The organism is Rhodococcus sp. WB9 (assembly GCF_007558985.1).
Classification (GTDB): domain Bacteria; phylum Actinomycetota; class Actinomycetes; order Mycobacteriales; family Mycobacteriaceae; genus Rhodococcus_F; species Rhodococcus_F opacus.
In genome coordinates, this window is the sequence record NZ_CP041769.1 from 4456995 (window position 1) to 4474619 (window position 17625).

13 protein-coding genes are annotated in these 17625 nt (G+C 66.1%); 6 read left to right on the forward strand and 7 right to left on the reverse strand.

Annotated elements, in window-relative coordinates:
* The first annotated feature begins 570 nt into the window (after positions 1 to 570).
* Positions 571 to 1545, forward strand: a complete 975-nt coding sequence (locus FND50_RS20595; protein WP_260850558.1) for an SDR family oxidoreductase — start codon at positions 571 to 573, stop codon at positions 1543 to 1545.
* A gap of 147 nt (positions 1546 to 1692) precedes the next feature.
* On the opposite strand, the gene FND50_RS20600 is transcribed toward FND50_RS20595, so the two are convergent.
* The 7 genes from FND50_RS20600 to FND50_RS20630 all read right to left on the reverse strand — a co-directional run bounded on the left by FND50_RS20600 (position 1693) and on the right by FND50_RS20630 (position 8192).
* Positions 1693 to 2874 (reverse strand): acetyl-CoA C-acyltransferase, encoded by a 1182-nt coding sequence (locus FND50_RS20600; protein WP_144286905.1) that lies wholly within the window; start codon positions 2872 to 2874, stop codon positions 1693 to 1695.
* Between the two features lie 72 nt (positions 2875 to 2946).
* Positions 2947 to 3873, reverse strand: a complete 927-nt coding sequence (locus tag FND50_RS20605; protein ID WP_144286906.1) for an SDR family NAD(P)-dependent oxidoreductase — start codon at positions 3871 to 3873, stop codon at positions 2947 to 2949.
* Positions 3870 to 5156 (reverse strand): MFS transporter, encoded by a 1287-nt coding sequence (locus tag FND50_RS20610; RefSeq protein ID WP_144286907.1) that lies wholly within the window; start codon positions 5154 to 5156, stop codon positions 3870 to 3872. The genes FND50_RS20605 and FND50_RS20610 overlap by 4 nt, the downstream gene beginning before the upstream one ends.
* Before the next feature lie 132 nt (positions 5157 to 5288).
* The gene (locus FND50_RS20615; protein ID WP_144286908.1) at positions 5289 to 6524 is read right to left on the reverse strand and encodes an alpha/beta hydrolase; all 1236 of its coding nucleotides are present in this window, start codon (positions 6522 to 6524) and stop codon (positions 5289 to 5291) included.
* The gene (locus tag FND50_RS20620) at positions 6521 to 6766 is read right to left on the reverse strand and encodes a hypothetical protein (RefSeq protein ID WP_144286909.1); all 246 of its coding nucleotides are present in this window, start codon (positions 6764 to 6766) and stop codon (positions 6521 to 6523) included. Before FND50_RS20620 ends, FND50_RS20615 begins: the two co-directional genes overlap by 4 nt.
* Positions 6763 to 7410 (reverse strand): VOC family protein, encoded by a 648-nt coding sequence (locus FND50_RS20625; RefSeq protein WP_005261903.1) that lies wholly within the window; start codon positions 7408 to 7410, stop codon positions 6763 to 6765. Before FND50_RS20625 ends, FND50_RS20620 begins: the two co-directional genes overlap by 4 nt.
* A 23-nt stretch (positions 7411 to 7433) precedes the next feature.
* Positions 7434 to 8192, reverse strand: a complete 759-nt coding sequence (locus tag FND50_RS20630; RefSeq protein ID WP_133984014.1) for a maleate cis-trans isomerase — start codon at positions 8190 to 8192, stop codon at positions 7434 to 7436.
* Between the two features lie 644 nt (positions 8193 to 8836).
* Between FND50_RS20630 and FND50_RS20635 the strand changes: the two genes are divergently transcribed.
* The 5 genes from FND50_RS20635 to FND50_RS20655 all read left to right on the forward strand — a co-directional run bounded on the left by FND50_RS20635 (position 8837) and on the right by FND50_RS20655 (position 17592).
* Positions 8837 to 10939, forward strand: a complete 2103-nt coding sequence (locus FND50_RS20635) for a hydantoinase/oxoprolinase family protein (protein ID WP_144286910.1) — start codon at positions 8837 to 8839, stop codon at positions 10937 to 10939.
* Positions 10940 to 10950: 11 nt separating this feature from the next.
* A complete protein-coding gene (locus tag FND50_RS20640; RefSeq protein ID WP_144286911.1) occupies positions 10951 to 13275 on the forward strand; it encodes a hydantoinase B/oxoprolinase family protein in 2325 nt (774 codons plus the stop codon).
* Between the two features lie 43 nt (positions 13276 to 13318).
* Positions 13319 to 15016, forward strand: a complete 1698-nt coding sequence (locus tag FND50_RS20645; protein WP_144286912.1) for a (2,3-dihydroxybenzoyl)adenylate synthase — start codon at positions 13319 to 13321, stop codon at positions 15014 to 15016.
* Between the two features lie 171 nt (positions 15017 to 15187).
* Positions 15188 to 16771, forward strand: coding sequence for an FAD-dependent monooxygenase (locus tag FND50_RS20650; protein WP_144286913.1), 1584 nt, complete (start codon positions 15188 to 15190; stop codon positions 16769 to 16771).
* Complete coding sequence (locus tag FND50_RS20655) at positions 16768 to 17592, forward strand: TetR/AcrR family transcriptional regulator (protein ID WP_144286914.1); 825 nt, start codon at positions 16768 to 16770, stop codon at positions 17590 to 17592. Before FND50_RS20650 ends, FND50_RS20655 begins: the two co-directional genes overlap by 4 nt.
* The last annotated feature ends 33 nt before the right edge of the window (positions 17593 to 17625 follow it).

Here is a 17625-nt window from a genome sequence, read left to right on the forward strand (position 1 = left end):
CCCGATAGTCATGAAACAGCTTTCCGATCGACATCCGCGCCGCGGAAGGACGCCGCGTCTGAGCGGATCGGTGGATCGGTGTGCGTTGCGGAACGAGCACGGTCAGGATGGCACCGACGGCGGCCGGCGCCGCGAAAGCCGCCAGTTGCCAGTTGGTTCCGGTCCCGATCGCGACGGGAACGCCACCGTAAGTGGGGCCGACGATCGCCCCCGATCCGGCCCACACCTAGTCCTGTGACACGGCTCCTCCATCCATTCCGGTCGGGAGGACATGTCGAGTTCCGTTGTCACGCCGAACAATAAGGCGTCTTTCAATGATGGCGGCTGCGCATGAGTGTGACTGTCGATCAGTCCGGGAAGCAGAGTCTTGCCCCGCCCGTCGACGACCTCGATCTCGTCAGTCGAGTCGAACTCTGTAGTGACCGCCTCGATCAACCCGCTCCTGACGTGGACCGTCGAGCGCTCGACAACCTTCTCTCCGTCAAAGACCCTTACATCCCTGATTACGAATTCTGTGCGAGTCATCGCCCCTGCCATCCTTGGTCGGTACATCTACATTGATGTAAGATATTGGACAAGTACGTAAACGATTGTATCAAGGGCCACACCCGGGAATCGCGTCCTTTCGGATCCATCGCCCGGACGCGCGGTGCCCACACAGCCAGTGCAGATCTCGCCGGCGGAGCCGCACCGGCCGCGCACAACTATCGCGAGGTCGCATTTCGGCGTCTGGGGGATTCCAGAACGCCACCCGAACAACCACATGCCACAACGAACACGAGCAGAAGGCAGGATGCGATGAACGGGAATCAACGAGCCGCAATCGTCACTGGCGGATCCGCAGGAATCGGGCTGGCGATCGCCGAAGCGCTCGCAGACGAGGGCTACAACCTGACAATCGTCGCGCGAGACCAGAGCAAGCTCACCGAGGCTGCGACCCACCTGCGCGGGCGTGGCGTCGAGGTCCTGCCGGTGTCCGGAAATCTGGCCCGTAGCGCCGACTGTGAGGCCGCCGTGGCCTCGCACGTCGAGCGGTACGGCCGCACCGATGTCCTGATCAACAATGCCGGCCTGGGCCTGAGCGGAAATATTGCCGACTTGGCGACGCCGAAGCTTGACCTCCATCTGAATCTGAACCTTCGGTCCGCTTACCTGCTGATGCAGAGCTGCATTCCGACACTGCAAGTGGCGGGAGCCGAACACGGTAAGGCATGGATCGTCAATGTGAGCTCAATCTTCGGCAAGCTGCCGCGGGCAGGAGTGGCCGCCTATTCGATGACCAAAGCGGCGATGATCGCCCTGAGCCAGTCGGCGCACGGCGAACTCAGCCGTCTCGGCATCCAGGTCACCGCCATCTGCCCGGGACTGGTCGAGACACCCGGATCCTCGTGGATGGAAAAGGACCCCAGTGCCACGCTGCCGCCCTCGGACGTGGCCGAAGCGGTGCGATTTCTTCTGCGCACCTCGCCGCGGTGCGCCGTTCCCGAAATCACGCTGACCACCCCCGGGCCCGACGTCCACTATGTCGACCTCCCGTGGACCTGACAGGCCCTAGCTGCCAGACGGCTCCTGCACCGTCACCCCGGCTTCGGGGTGACGGTGCAGGAGCAAGATCCGCCGGGCGTGACATTCGAACTCGGCGTCGGCCTCATTTCCCGCACGTAGGGCAAAAGCCCTGCCGCATGGCGGGTTTCAGTTGACTTCGAAGAGTCCGGCTGCGCCCATCCCGCCGCCGACGCACATCGAGATCACGACATACCGAGCGCCTCGGCGTTTACCTTCGATGAGAGCGTGGCCGACCAGGCGGGCGCCGGTCATCCCGTACGGATGACCGATCGAGATTGCGCCGCCGTTGACATTGAATCGGTCGGGGTCGATGCCGAGATGATCGCGGCAGTAGACGGCTTGGGAGGCGAAGGCTTCGTTGAGTTCCCACAGACCGATATCGTCGACGGCGAGGTTGTGCTGCTCGAGTAGCTTCGGGATCGCGAAGACCGGTCCGATTCCCATCTCGTCCGGTCCGCACCCTGCCACGACCATGCCGCGGTACACGCCGAGCGGTTCGAGACCGCGGCGTTCGGCCTCCTTCGCCTCCATCAGAACCGATGCCGAGGCACCATCCGAGAGCTGGGAGGCGTTGCCGGCCGTCACGCTCGACCTGTTCGTCACCTCGCCGTCGAGAAGGACCGGGCGCAGTGCGGCGAGCCCTGCCGCAGTGGTGGAGGGACGGTTCCCTTCGTCCCTGCCCAGCTGGACGGGTACGTTCCCATCCTCGGTGGTCTCGAGGCTGTCGAGGGGAACGATTTCGGCGTCGAATCGGCCCGCGGCCTGCGCTGCGGCGGTGCGCTGCTGGGACAGCAGCGCGAACTCGTCCTGACGGTCTCTGGTGACCTTGTACCGTTCGGCCACGATCTCGGCCGTGTGCAGCATCGGCAGATAGGTGCTCGGGAGGTTCTCGACCAGCCAGGGGTCGGTGGCGCGGTATCGGTTCCGGTGCTCGTTCTGGACCAGGGAGATCGACTCGACGCCGCCGCCGATCGCGATCTGCATGCCGTCGCCGACGATCTGCTTGGCGGCAGTGGCGATGGCCATCAGCCCGGAGGAGCATTGCCGATCGATGGTCATGCCCGGCACAGAAGTGGGGAGCCCGGCGCGCAACGCGGCCTGGCGGGCGATGTTGGTTCCGGACGAGCCCTCCTGCATGGCGCAACCGAGGACGACGTCCTCGATCTCCTCGCCGTTGATTCCGGCTCGTTGCGCGGCATGGGCGATCGCGTGTGCGGCGAGCTGCTGGGGCTGGGTGTTGTTGTAGGAGCCTCGATACGCCTTGCCGATCGGCGTGCGTGCGGTCGAGACGAGGACGGCTTCCCTCATGTGGTGCTCATTTCTGGACGAAGGCACACGGTGATGGTTGGTGTGACGGTTCGTGGCGCCGGGCTCGTAGGGTCAACGGGCAACTGTGCCGGCTCGGGTGGCGGAGTCGACGAAGTGCTGAATCTGGGCGGTGGTGCTGTCGGTGCCCGACTGCACGCTCGAGTCGCTGATCTGCGGCCAGTGGCGGGCAACATCGTCGGGGGTTCTGGCATCGGCGGGGAGGAAGACGCCGTGGGATTCGAGCATGCGGCTGACCGCGAATGTTCCACCGCCGGCGCCGAGGATCGTCTTGGTCGGCGCGTCCGTGGACACCAGGAACAGTGCGCCGGGTGTGATCGACTCCGGGGTCAAGATTTCGGCGGCCGTGGCGTCGAAGATCGATTCGGTCATGTGGGTCGTCGCGAGCGGTGCCAGAGCATTGACGTGGATGCCCTTGGATCGGCCCTCGATGCCGAGCACGTTCATCAGCCCGACGAGCGCGGATTTTGCTGCAGCGTAGTTTGCCTGCCCGAAATTGCCGTAGATTCCGGAGGCGGAGGTAGTCATCAGGATTCGGCCGTAGTTCTGAGTGATCATGTGCTGCCACACGGCCTTGCTGCAGTTCACGGCGCCCATCACATGGACGTCCAGGACTGTGCGGAAGTCGTCGAGACCAGCGTTGCGGAAACTGGCATCGCGCAGGATCCCGGCATTGTTGATCAGGATGTCGATTCGTCCCCAGGCGGAGAGAGCGCGGTCGACCATCGCAGTGACCTGCGTGTAGTCGGTGACGTCGGCGTGGTCGGCGATCGCCGAGCCGCCGCGGGCGGTGATCTCGGCGACGACACGGCCCGCGGGGGTGTCCGGAGTGTCATCGGCGGAGCTGACCTCGGGGGATCCGCCGATGTCGTTGACGACGACATGGGCGCCGTGGGCCGCGAGGGCGAGGGCGTGGGCGCGGCCGAGTCCACCGCCGGCCCCGGTGATGATGGCGACCTGTCCGGCGAAATCGATGGTCATGACACAGCCTTCCGGTCGGCGGGCTCGGCCGCAGGGGTGAGGGTGGTGGTCGTATCGTCCGTGGCGCGGCGCGGTACCAGGAGGGTCACGACGGCTCCGACGACGGCTGGCAGCGCGAAGGCGAACAGCTGCCAGGTGGTATCGGCGCCGAGTGCAACGAAGAGTCCGCCGTACGTGGGGCCGATGATGGCACCGATCCGCCCGACTCCCAGTGCCATTCCGAGTCCGGTGGCCCGGCAGGATGCGGGGTAATAGGTACCGATGTAGGTGTTGAGCAGGATTTGGGTGCCCGTGGTGCCGAGCCCGGCCAGCATCACCAGCAGGTAGATCACCGCAAGTGGTGGGGCGGTCGCTATGGCCAGCAGCGACAGTGCGGCGCTGAGGAAGAAGGCGACTGTGACGGGTTTGATGCCGTACCGGTCGGCGAGCGTGGCACCGATGAGTGCTCCTGCCGCACCGCCGACGTTCAAGGCGAGCAGGAAGGACAGGGCCGCTCCCAGCGGGTAGCCGGCAGATTTCATGAGCGCGGGAAGCCAGGTCGCGACGCCGAACAACACGAGAAGGCAGACCAGGGTCATCGCCCAGAACAGCAATGTCGCGAGGGTGCGCTCGGTGCCGAAGAGTGCGCGCAGCCCGCGTTCGGGTGTGGCGGTGGGGTCCGGCCCGGAGATGGAGTTGAGGTCGGCGGGGAGGCCGAGGTGATATCGGTGAGCGATCGCTGTGGCAGCGTCGTGCTGGCCCCGGGAGGCGAGATAGGCCGGTGATTCCGGGAGGTACCGGAGCATCACGGGCAGGAACATGAGTGCAGGCACCATACCGGCCAGGAACATAGCCCGGAACCCGTACTCGGGCACGAGCCACAGCGAGAGCACCCCGGCAAATATCCCGCCGATGCTGGTGCCGACGAACCCGAGCGCCACCGACCTGGCCCGAGCGCCCGGGGCGGCGAACTCGATCAACGTCGCTGCCGCGGTGGGCATGAGGACGCCGGCACCGAGACCCACGACAACCCGCCCGATTCCGAAGACCGCGGGGGTGGGCGCGATCGCACACACGCCCATCGCGGCGGAGAACACAACGACGGCGGCGAGAAGTGTGCGGCGGCGGCCCCATCGGTCGGCGACGGCTGCGGCGAGCAGAGCGCCGACCAGCATGCCGACGCCGACGAGTGAGCCGAGCATTCCCACGTCGGTTGCGTCCAGATTCCAGGGGGTGTAACTCAGCAGTGACGGAACCACAGTTCCGAACATCAGAAGGTCATAGCCCTCGAGGACCAGTGCCATGAGGCAGAGCCCGACGACGGGCGCTGAGCTAGGGATACGAACAGACATTGTTGTCTCCGCTCGGAGAGGGAGTGGCCCCGCCTGCGCCGCTGAATGCGGGCCAGGCGGGGCCACCGGGGGGCTGGGGAATGTCTAGGCGAACCGGGTCGCCAACCAGGTACCGATGTCGGCGGCGGCCAGGGTGGCGCCGGTGGGGGCGCCATCGCGGATCGGGCCGCCGAAGTGGGTGCCGGCGACGCGGACGTGGGTCTTGTCCGCCGATCCGAGGGCATCGACCATGGATGTGGCGTCCTCAGGGAAACAGGCCTGGTCGCCAGTGAGTTCGACGAACAGGGACGGCGCGGTGAGGGCAGGGGCGCAGCGGAGGAAGTCGGCGTTGCTGCTCAGTCCCGACCAGGTGGACAGCCAGGCGTCCGGGGTGACGAAGCGTCCGAAGCCGACGAGTCCGTAGTTGGTCAGGTCCGGCCTTCGGCCGAACAGTGACCCGTAGGGCCGCTCGTTCGGGCTCAGGTACAGGTCGGTGAACCGCAAATCCGCGTCGGTGCGGTACACGGTGAGGACGCGGGGTGCGAGCGCGGCGCGGTGATCCGCCGGGTCGGAAGTGCTCTTGTAGCGGCGACGCGCGTCGGCGGCTTCGTCGACGCGTCGCCGGGCGAGTGCGTCGATGCGGGCAATGCGCTCACGCTGCGCCGCCCGGTAGCGGGTGATGAACTCGGGCGAGTACGAGGAGCTGTGCGGCGGTTCGGCGAATCCGTTGGCGGGATCGAACGGGTTCAACCGCGGATCAACGGACAGGGGGTCGGCCTCGTCGACGACCGAGGGGTCGATCAACCGCTGCAACAGCGCACCCTGCCCTGGGTGCGGCGCCATGAACACCGCTGCATCGGGCAGCGGCATCTGCGCGCCCGCCAGGTCGATGGGCCGGCCGGCGGGGGTGCGGGTCAGCCGCTCCCCCGCCGGTAGTCCGGCCTGCTGGTGGTAGAACGCGAACAGCGTGCCGCCTCCGGAATGCCCCAGGGTGACGACGTGCTCGAAACCCCTCTCCCGCAGGAACACTTGCCCGGCCGCAGCATCGAGCAGGGCCTGCTCGTGCACCAGGGAGATGTCGTTGTTGACCGATCGGGTGCCCTGCGTCCACACCGCGAACCCGCGGGCGAGTAGTTCGGGCACCAGCACGTGGTGGGCCAGGTCCTGGCGCGGGTGCATCAGTGCGACGACGGTGCGGGCTCCGGGGACGACCCGCAGGACCCCGGAGATCTTCGCTCCGTCCGCGGTGGTGAGTTCGTGCACCGAAGTGACGGTTGTGTCGGGGGCTCGGGCGGCGTCGATGTACCGTCCCGCGCCGAGCCGCTGAGTTTGTTCGGTCATCGCGGCTCGATTCGTATGGCGTCCTTGTCCCACTGGGTGATTCGGGACCGGTGCAGTCCGGCGACGCCGCTGTACCACACCGCGTGGCGGACTTTGGTCGCCCGTCGGTCGATCACGATGGGGGCGTCGGAGACGATTCGGTAATACGGTCCGACGCGATCGATCATCACGGCCGGGTCTTGTCCCGCGACTGCGGCGATCGGAGTGTTCTCGGGGACATCGAGGACGAACAGCGTGGTCATCGGTTGCTCACCATTTCTTTCTCGTCCTGCTTCTGCTGCCAGGCCTCGGCGCGCTCGACGATCAGCTCTGCCTTGCGGGTGAGTAGCGCGGCCATGCTCGGTTCGGGGCCGGACACGACGTCGACGAGGGCGTCGATGGTGATGTTGGCGTCGAGGTCCTCCTGTGGGGTGACCGGGCGCAGCGCCCGGGTGATTTCGATCATGTAGCCGTTGGGGTCGTGGGTGTAGATCGACTCGATCGTCTCGTGCTGGATCTGCATCTCGACGGGCCATTCGCTGCCATCGAGACGCCGCCGGTATTCCATCAGGTCGTCTTCGCTGTCGACGTGGATGGCCAGGTGGCGGGAGCGGATGAAGAAGATGGGTACGTCCTCGGTGAAGCGAGAATACGAGTCGCCCTGCGGGCCTCCGTCGAACGGTTCGAGGCCGAAGTAGTAGAAGAAGGCGAGCCGGTCGTCGTTGCCGATGTCGAAGAAGAAGTGGATGAAGTCGGGGTGCTTTTCCGGGCCCCAGCCGGCCGCGCAGATCGAGTGCACGACGGGGAACCCGAGAACGTCGCGGTAGAACTTGACGGTCGCGGCGGGGTCGAATGTGGGGTAGGCGACGTGGTCGACGCCTTTGACCGTGTGTTTCTGTTCGGACATGTTGAACTCCAATGGATTCAGGGCTACTGAAGGGCAGCGGCCGGAGCATCGGCACGCAGGAGACCACCGGCTCCCGGGATATCGACCGGAAGGCCGAGGGCTCGCAGCAGGCTGTAGACGCCGGCGGTGGCGGCCGAGAGCACCGGCAATTCGAACTCGTCTTCGGCGGCCTGGACGAGGTCGAGCGAGGGCATCTGGACGCACGCGGAGATCACCAGCGCGTCGACTCCGGCGCGGTCGAGTGATCGAGCGGCGTCCATGACCCGGTCACCGGGGATGCAGCCGACCTCGGCGTTGTCGGCGACCTCGAGGGCGCGCCAATCCGATACCTGAATTCCTTCGGCCTCGATGTAGGCGACGACCTGCTCGGCGAGGGGACGCATGTAGGGGGTGACCAGGACGATTCGCTTCGCATCGATCGCGTGGAGCGCTTCGACGAGGGCGCCCGCGCTGGAGCGGACTACCGCGTCGGAACCGCCGGCCGCCAGTTGCTCGGCGACCAGGCCTTCCACGCGCTGGTGCTCCCCCGGACCCACGGACATCAGGGCGACCAGGCACGCATAGAGGATGGCGTCGACGCCCGCGTCACCGAGCTCGAGGATGCACCGCTCCCGTTGAGCGTTCATCGCCCGCAACTGTTCCGGCGACACGGCCTGCATCCGCATCCGGCTCGAGTGGAACGAGAACTGTTCGTCCGCATGCCGGTTGAGCAGTGTCGGCATTTCCGTCTCGACCGTCACATTCGAACTCGGCACGACGAGCCCGATGCGGTGAATGCCCATGAGGTAGCCCTTCTGATCTGGAATGCCCGGGCGGTGGTTGCGAGAGCACCACCCCGGCTTACGGAGATTTACGTTCACGACGAGTATTCGACGCCAATGATGATTCGTCAAGCCCCGCCGGACGGCGGACGCGATCTCGATGCCAGAACAACGTGCACACACCGTCGGCCGCCAGCATGAACGCGCGCGAGGAAGGATGATCCGATGACCATATGAGCGGGCATTCGCATGGGATGGGTGGGTGGCGGCGCCGCCCACCGCTCGAGGGCCACGACATGGGCCGGACGCCTGGAGTATTCCCTGCTCTACTTCACGCTCGCCCTACATTTCGCACAGGTCGGACCACCCCAGTGGCCTACCCCTGGTCCGCGCACGTTCCGCGACGAGGTCCGGCCCTCCGGTTGCACAGTCACCGTCTTCGTCGACGACACAGGGCATCCGCGGCCGGTCTGCACTCCGCTCGAAGATCGCCCCACCGCACACCTGAACCGACTGGTCGCAGTCCACTCACTTTCGTGTCGCTACTCACATTCGACACTTGACATGTCACCAGACACGTCGAATACTCGACATTGACGTAAGGAGTGTTCGAGGATGACCTCACCCCCCGTCGCATTCCCCCAGGACGAAGGAGCACAGCGGCAATGGCATATGTAATCGGAGTGGACGTCGGTGGCACGTTCACAGACGCGGTATTGGACGACAGTGCCGGCACTGTTCTCGCCGCCAAGGCTCCCTCGACCCCGCCCGACTACTCCCGCGGCGTCATCGATGTTCTCGAGGCACTCGCCGAACAACTGGGATGCCCGGTCGAGGAGATGCTGGCCGACACGCACCACATCGCGCACGGCACCACCTCGTCACTCAATGCCCTCGTCATGGGCAACGTGCCCCCAGTCGGCTTCCTCACCACAAAGGGGCACCGCGACTCGATCTACATCATGAACGTGGAGGGCCGGTATCTGGGAAGCTCACCGGAGCAGCTGCAAAATGTCATGGGGCAGAGCAAATCTCACGGTCTCATCCCGAAGAAGCACGCCCTGGAGGTGACCGAACGACTCGACCGTGACGGCAATGTCGTCGTCGCCCTCGACGAGGAGTCTGCCCGAGAGTCCATCCGTGTGCTCCTCGCCGAGGGGGTGTCGGGGATCGCGGTCTCACTGTTGTGGTCGTTCCGCAATCCCGCGCACGAACAGCGCATTCGCGAACTCGTCCACGAGATCGACCCGACGATGTTCGTCTCTCTGTCGAGCGAGGTGAGCCCCCGTATCCGCGAGTTCGCCCGCAACGCGACCACCATCATGAGCACCCAGATCGGCCCCGGGCTCCGGGACTACCTCGGCGAACTGGAATCGAAGCTGCGCGAGCGAAACCTCGCCGGACCGCTGCTGGTGATGCAAAGCAACGGCGGAGCGGTCGCCGCCGCGGAAGCACCGAAGAACGCGATCAGCACCGTCGGATCGGTGCTGACCGGTGGCGTGGTCGGGGCGGTATCCCTCGGCGGGCAACTCGGCCATCGCAATATCATCGCGACCGACGTCGGCGGCACCACCTTCCTCGTCGGCCTCGTCGTCGACGGCGATCCCGTCCGCTCCTCCAGCACGATCATCAACCACCATCCGATCAACGTGCCCACCCTCGAGGTACACGCCATCGGATCCGGGGGCGGCGCCATCGCCTGGATCGACGCCGGCGGCAACCTGCAAATCGGCCCCCACAGCGCCCAGGCCGTCCCCGGGCCCGCCTGCTACGGCCAGGGCGGCACCGAACCCACCAACGCCGACGCCAACCTGGTGCTCGGGATCCTGCCCGAACGGGGCCTGCTCGGCGGCCGCAAGCCGCTCGACAAGAACCTCGCGCGGGAGGCGATCCGCGCCCGAATCGCCGAACCCCTCGGACTGTCGATCGAGGACGCTGCCGCAGCCATCTACGCAGTCCAGAACGCCCAGACCGGCGACCTGTTGCGCAAGACCGTCGTCGAGGCCGGACATGACCCGCGTGACTTCGTCCTCTACGCCTTCGGCGGGTCCGGCCCCGCCCACTGCGCGGCCTACGCCGCCGAGGTCGGCGTCGGTGAGGTCATCGTCCCGCTCGGCCAGGTCGCCTCCGCGTTCTCGGCATACGGTCTCGCCTCGTCCAACATCGTCCTCGCCGCCGAATTGTCCGACCCGGCGGCGATGCCCCTCGATCCCACCCGCGCCGATCGAAACTTCACCCAGTTGGAGAACCAGGTGCTCGAACAACTGAACCGGCAGGGTTTGACCTTCACGCGCGTCGAGATCGAGCGTGAGATCGACATGCGCTACAGCATGCAGCTCGCCGAGGTCGCCACCCCGATTCCGGCCGGAAACCTCGACGCAGAGGAGATCGCGCGGGCGTCGGATCTGTTCGAGCAGCGGTACGCCGAACTCTATGGAGAGGACAGCGGATTCCGGGAGGCCGGCATCCAAGCGATCACCTACCGGGTGCGGGCCACCGGCATCCTGCCGTTCTCCCCCACCCTGCCGGAACTGAAGTCCGCGGACTCCGCTGATGCCTCCGCCGCGAGGATCAGCACCCGCAAGGTCTGCCTCGACGGCAAGCTCGGCTACGTCGACACCGACGTCTACTACTACAGCAAGCTACTCGCCGGACACGTCCTGCCCGGCCCGGCCATCGTCGAGGTCCCCACGACCACCGTCGTCGTCCCCCACGGCACCACCGGCACCGTCGACCGCCTCGGCAATCTCACCATCGTCGCCCAGTAGGAGCACCACTCATGACCGCACAGATTCCCGGCTCCGAAGTCTTCTCGAGCCGACCGATCGACCCCGACGCCCTCTCGCGATCACTTCCCCCGGCACTGGAAGTCCATACCGTCACCCAAGAGCAGATCGACGACCTCGACCCGTTGACCTACGAGGTCATCCGGCACCGGCTGTGGTCGGTCACCGACGAGATGGGTGAGGCACTCAAGCGGATGTCCGGTTCCCCCATCGTCACCGACGCCAACGACTTCGACTTCGCCATCAGTGACGAAATCGGCCAGGAAGTGCAGGTCGGCCTGTACAACACCATGCTCGTCGGTGCCGTCGACCTCGCCATCTACTGGACCCTCCAGCACCGCTCGACCAACCCGGGTATCACCGAGGGCGACATGTTCCTGTGCAACGACCCCTGGGTCGGCGGTGGACTGCACCAGAGCGACGTGATGGTCTACCAGCCAATCTTCCACGAGGGCAAGCTGTTCGGGTGGACCAGCGCCATCTGTCACGAACCCGACCTGGGCGGATCCGGGCTCGGCTCGTTCGACCCCTCCGCCCAGGACGTGTTCTCCGAGTCCCTGCCCACCCCACCGATCAAGGTCGTCCGCGACTACGAACTCCAGCGCGACGTCGCCGACGCCTGGGTGCGGCGCTCGCGAGTGCCGATGCTCGTCGGACTCGATCTGCGCGCGAAGATCGGCGCCAACACCGTGGGCCGCAACCGATTGCTCGCGGTGATCGAGCAGTACGGTGCCGACACCGTCAAGGCCGTGATGAAGCGGATGATGGCCGACGCCGAAGGGCGCCTGCGCGGCAAGCTCGCATCACTGCCGGACGGCACCTGGAAGGCCACCGGCTACCAGGACCAGTCGCAAGTCGGCGACCGCGGAATCCACAAGATCACCGTGGCCATGACCAAGACCGCCGATCACCTCACCTTCGACTTCACCGGCACCGACCCGCAGACCGGCGTCATCAACTGCACGTACGCCGGCATGCGAGGCGGTGTGATGCTCGCGATCCTGCCGATCCTCGCCGGCGACATCCCCTGGTCCGCAGGCGGATTGATGCGCTGCTTCGATCTGGTCGCCGAGGAGGGCACCATCAACAACGCGACGTTCCCGGCGGCGGTGAGCCGTGGCCCGATCGGACCGGCGTGGCTCACTGGCACCCTGATCGCCGAATGCCTGTCGCAGATGCTCGACCGGTCGGTCGATCTCGGCAAGAGCGTGCAGGCCGCGTGCTGCGGCACGTGGGATACCGCGGTGATCGCCGGACTCGACGAGCGACCCGAACAGTCGGTGCCGTTCCTCAACATCATGATGGAGCCGATGGCCGGCGGCTACGGGGCACGCCCCACCGCCGATGGCATGGACACCGGTGGCCTCTTCTGCATCCCGATGGGCCGCATCCCGGACACCGAGATGACCGAATTCCTCTACCCTCTGCTCACCCTGTGGCGCCGCGAGGAACCCGACTCCGGCGGACCCGGACGCCAGCGCGGCGGTGTCAGTGCCTCCATCGCCATCACCCCGTACGGCACCAGCCTGCCGATGGGCCTGGTACTCGCGTCGGCAGGCAAGGCCGTCGCCCAGAACAACGGTCTTGCAGGCGGATACCCCGGTAACACCGGCGTCGAGGTCCTAGCCCGCGGCACCGACATCGTCGAACAGTTCGCCGCCGGCCGTATCCCCGACGCGCTGGACGATCTCGGCGGCGGCCGGGAACTCGGAGCCTGCTACGCCGAGAGCTACGTGGCACCCGGTGAGGTGCTGTACATGCACTGGCAGGGCGGCGGCGGCTACGGCGATCCGCTGCTGCGCGACCCGGCCGCCGTGGCAGCCGACTTCCGCGAAGGCAAGGTCACCGAACACGGTGCCGAGACCGTCTACGGCGTCGCCCTCGTCGACGGCGACGTCGACGAGGGACAGACCTCACAGCGGCGCGAGGAGATGCGCACCGAACGGCGCGAGCGCTCCGGTGTCACCCTCACCGATGCCCCCACACTCGACCTGACCGGAGCTCGCAGGCTCGACGACAACCTGGCCGAGGTCACGGTCGGAGACACCCGCGCGATCGCCTGCGCCCAGTGCGGACGTCTCCTCGGCGACGACAAGAACAACACCACGCTCGATCTCGCTCGGTTCGAGGGCCCGTCGTCGACCGCCGGTCCACAGGTGACCTCCGACCCCGCCGAGTATGTCGACACCCCGGTGGTTTTCCGGCAGCTGTGCTGCCCCGGCTGCTGGACCGCCATCTACTCGTGCATCGTGCCGGCTGATCACCCCGACCACGCCCTCGACCTGGCGCGGCTTCTGCCCGCGGTGGCGGAGCGGTGATGTGCCGGACAATTGCGATCAGTACCAGAAGAGGAGGACAAAGGTGACATTCTCGGACTGGGGTGGGCGCCTCGTTCCGTTCCCCGAGGATCGCGCCCGCCGCTACCGCGACAGCGGCGAGTGGAGCACCGATCCCACCGGGCGGCGGCTACACCAGGTCGCCACCCGGTTCCCGGACCGACCGGCCGTGATCACCGCCGAAGGTCAGATGAGCTTCGCAGAACTCGATCGTCGCACGGACCAGATCGCGGCCGGGCTGATCCGGCTCGGCCTCGAGCGACTCGATCCCGTCATCTTCCAGCTCACCAACCGTCTGGAGACAGTCCTCGCGTGGTACGGCTGCATCAAGGCCGGGCTGGTCCCGGTGGCGACGCTGGCCGCGCACCGCATGCACGAGATCGGACACATCAGTCGCAAGGTCGGCGCCGTCGCGCACCTCGTCGAGGCGAATCTGCCCACCTTCGATCTCGTCGAGTTCGCCCGCGAACACGCCGACGGCCATCCCACCATGCGGCACATCATCACCGTCGGCGATGCGGAGATCAGCGACCGGGACGACGTGACTCGCCTCGAAGATCTCGGTCTCGAGATCGATCCCCACACAGCGCACGACATCGTCGAGCAGGTCGCAACACACACCGACGCCTGCGACGTGGTTGCGTTCCAGCTCTCCGGTGGCACCACCGGAGTTCCCAAGGTCATCCCACGCATCCACGCCGAATACTGGAACAACGCGCTGCTGTATGCACAGCGACTCGGATGGGACGAGAACAGCCGGGTCGCACATCTGATCCCGATCATCCACAACGCCGGCATCTCGTGCGGGCTCCACGCCGCGCACTCGGTCGGCGCCTGCCTGGTCCTGGCCACCGCTGATGCCCCGACCGCCTTCCAGCTCATGGCGCGGACGAAAGCGACCGAGGTCCTCATCGGGCACGGCCACTACCAGGCCGTGCTGAGTCCGGACTTCGACCAGGCTGGAGCCTGGCTCGAACGCGTCATCCTCTCCGGCGCCAAGGTTCCGCACGAGCTGTTCGAGCGCGTCGACGACGGAACCGGACGCTGGGCCGGGCAGTTGTTCGGCATGGCCGAGGGCTTGTTCACGGTGACCCCACTCGACGCCCCCGCAGAAGCCCGACTGACAACAGTGGGTACCGCTATCTCGTCCGACGACGAGATACGCATCCTCGAACCCGGCACCGAGAACGAACTCGGCGACGGGGCGGTCGGAGAACTGTGCTGCCGAGGCCCCTACACGCTCCCCGGTTATTTCGACGCCCCGGACCACAACCGGGACGCCTTCACCGCCGACGGTTTCTACCGCACCGGGGACCTCGGCGCGATCACGGTGATCGACGGTGCACGTTATCTGTCGATCGAGGGTCGGATCAAGGATCTCATCAACAGGGGTGGTGAGAAGATCAACGCCGAAGAAGTCGAACTGCTTCTGCTCGAGCATCCCGATATCGCACACGCGGCGGTGGTCGCCATGCCCGACCCCAGGCTGGGAGAGAAGACCTGCGCATATCTGGTGTCGATCGACGGAGAAGCTTTGCCGCTACACGACATTCAGGAGCACTTGGCGCAGCTCGGGGTCGCCAAATTCAAGTGGCCCGAACGGCTCGAGTGGGTGACGACCTTGCCACACACGAACGTGAACAAGATCGACAAGAAACGACTGCGCGCCGAGATCGCAGCGAAGGTTGCCAACGAAGCCGACTCACGTCGCGTGGGTGCATAGATCGGTCGTTCCACCGCACCTCAACACCTTCGGGGCATGCCTGACCGGGCATGCCCCGAAGTCCGTGAACGCGGCGGCCGATTCCCTGTCCCCTCACGGAGACAACCAAGTTGACGTGTCGACGTATGCGTAGAATACTTGACATACACGTCACAGAGAGTGGAGTTCGTCATGAATCTCGAGCGAGTAGCAGTACTGGGCGGTGGACCGGGCGGCCTCTATGCCGCAAGGCTGATCAAACGCAGCCATCCGAACGCCGAGGTGACCGTCTACGAACAGAGCCCCCCGGATCAGACATTCGGTTTCGGCGTCGGCCTGGCGTCTCGCACCCAGCGGAACCTGCGGGAAGCCGACCCGGCATCGCTCGAAGCCATTGTGGCGGCCGCGCACGCCCACGAAATGTCGATGCAGGTCGGCGATCAGATCGCCCGGCTGGCACACGGTGATCTCCTCGCTATCGCACGCACCACCTTGCTCGCGGTCCTCCAGCAACAAGCCCAGAACGCCGGGGTGCAAATACATTTCGGCGAACGGCGTGAAGCATCAGAGCTCGATGCGGACCTGATCATCGCCGCCGACGGCATCAACAGCGCAACCCGCTCGCAGATGTCCGACACCTTCGAGCCCCGCATTGACACCGGCGCCGGCCTCTACCTGTGGTGTGGAACCGACTTCGCGCTCCCCAGCGCCATCTTCGTTCCGGTCACCACCGAGCACGGCACCTTCGTCGCGCACGCCTACCCGTACGCCGCGGACCGCAGCACCTTCCTCATCGAAACCGACGAGGAAACATGGCGGCGGGCAGGATTCGATGTCTCCACCGACCGGACCGCCCCCACCGCCAGCGACGGGTTCGCCCTCGAGTACCTGCAGGACGCGTTCGCCGACACCCTCCAACACCACCGGCTGATCGGAAACCGCACCCGGTGGACGCGCTTTCGCACCATTTCGTGCGAGCACTGGCACAGCGGCAACGTCGTACTCCTCGGCGACGCCGCCCACACCGCGCACTACTCCATCGGCTCGGGCACCAAGCTCGCCATGGAAGACGCCATCGCACTCGACCACGCCCTCACCGCCTCCGCGAACATCGACGACGCGCTCGCGGACTACGAACGGGCTCGCCGCCCCGCCGTCGAATACCTCCAGCGCATCGCGCACCGCAGCGAACTCTGGTGGGAGTCCTTCCCCCAGAGGATGGCACTTCCGGTCGAACAGCTGCTCATCGCCTACATGACCCGCGCCGGAAAGGTCAGCCTCAACCGATTCCACGACACCGCGCCCACGCTCGTGCGGAAGGGCCTGGCGAGCTACGCGGACGTGCCTGCCGACGCGATCCCCGACACGGACATCACGGACTGGACAATCGGGCAACCACTCGACCACGGCGACTGCCGATTCGAGCATCGGATCGCACCGGCGGACCTGCGCGATGCCACCACCACCACAGTGCTCGACATCGACTTCGACTCCGCGTGGGGCCCGGAGGCCACCGCACTCGTCGAGACTGCACCAACCGCGCGAACTCTGTGGCTCACCGGCCCATCCACCCGCTCGTCGCTGCTCAGCAGGCTCGATTTCGCCGAACGTCTCGGTCACCACACGGACGCAGTCGTCGTCGTCGAGGCCCCCACTTCCTGCCGCGCAGATGTCGCAGCAGGTTTGGCCAGCGTACGGATGCACCTCGCGTTCTTCCGTGATCCGGCGACGTCGGACGCTGATCCGGCGCTTTCCGGGTTGCGGGTCTCGACATGAGTACGCGACCGGTGACCGGCGCCGGTTATCCTTCGGACATGACAAGCGAGGAGGCCGCGAACGAGCGCCGACCCCGAGGCCGGGGCAAATCCCGTTCCACCGATCAGGCTGCGACCGAAAGCGCGGGCATCCGCAGCAACCCTCGCCGTGAGCTGGTGGAAAAGCAGATCATCGAGCAAGCCACTCGACTGTTTGCCGAACGAGGATTCGCGAGCACCACACTGCAGGACATCGCCGACGCAACCGGCCTGACTCGGCCGGCGCTCTATCACTACGTGGCCAACAAGGACGAGCTCCTCTCCCGCCTGGTCTGCGAGAGCACTGAGACACCGGCCGCATTGCTGCATACCATCAACGAGCGCACCGATCTGGGTCCGACGGAAAAGCTCCGCGAGATGGCCACCGCCATCGCACTGCATCAGGCGCAGGCCCCAGATCGATTCCAGTTGATCGTCCGATCGGAAGCCGAACTACCCGAAGACATCTCGCGCAACTACGAGCAGAGCCGTCGACACGTGCTGAAGGAATTCATCCAGGTCGTCGAAGACGGTATCCGCACCGGCGAGATGCGACCGGTCGACCCACGAACTGCGGCCTTGGCCATCATCGGCATGCTCAACTGGATCGCCTGGTGGCATCAGCCGGGAAACGCAGTCGACGACCGCGTCATCGCTACGCAACTTGCGGACATGGCAGTACGCTCGCTGGTCCAGCCGGACCCGCAGTCGGCGACCCCGGAAGGTCCGGCGCGAGCGATCGCCATGCTCCGCCAGGACCTGAACTACCTCGAACGACTGCTCGACGAATCACGCCCCGACTGACCACGCTCGACAGCAACGTGCCCCGATCTGATG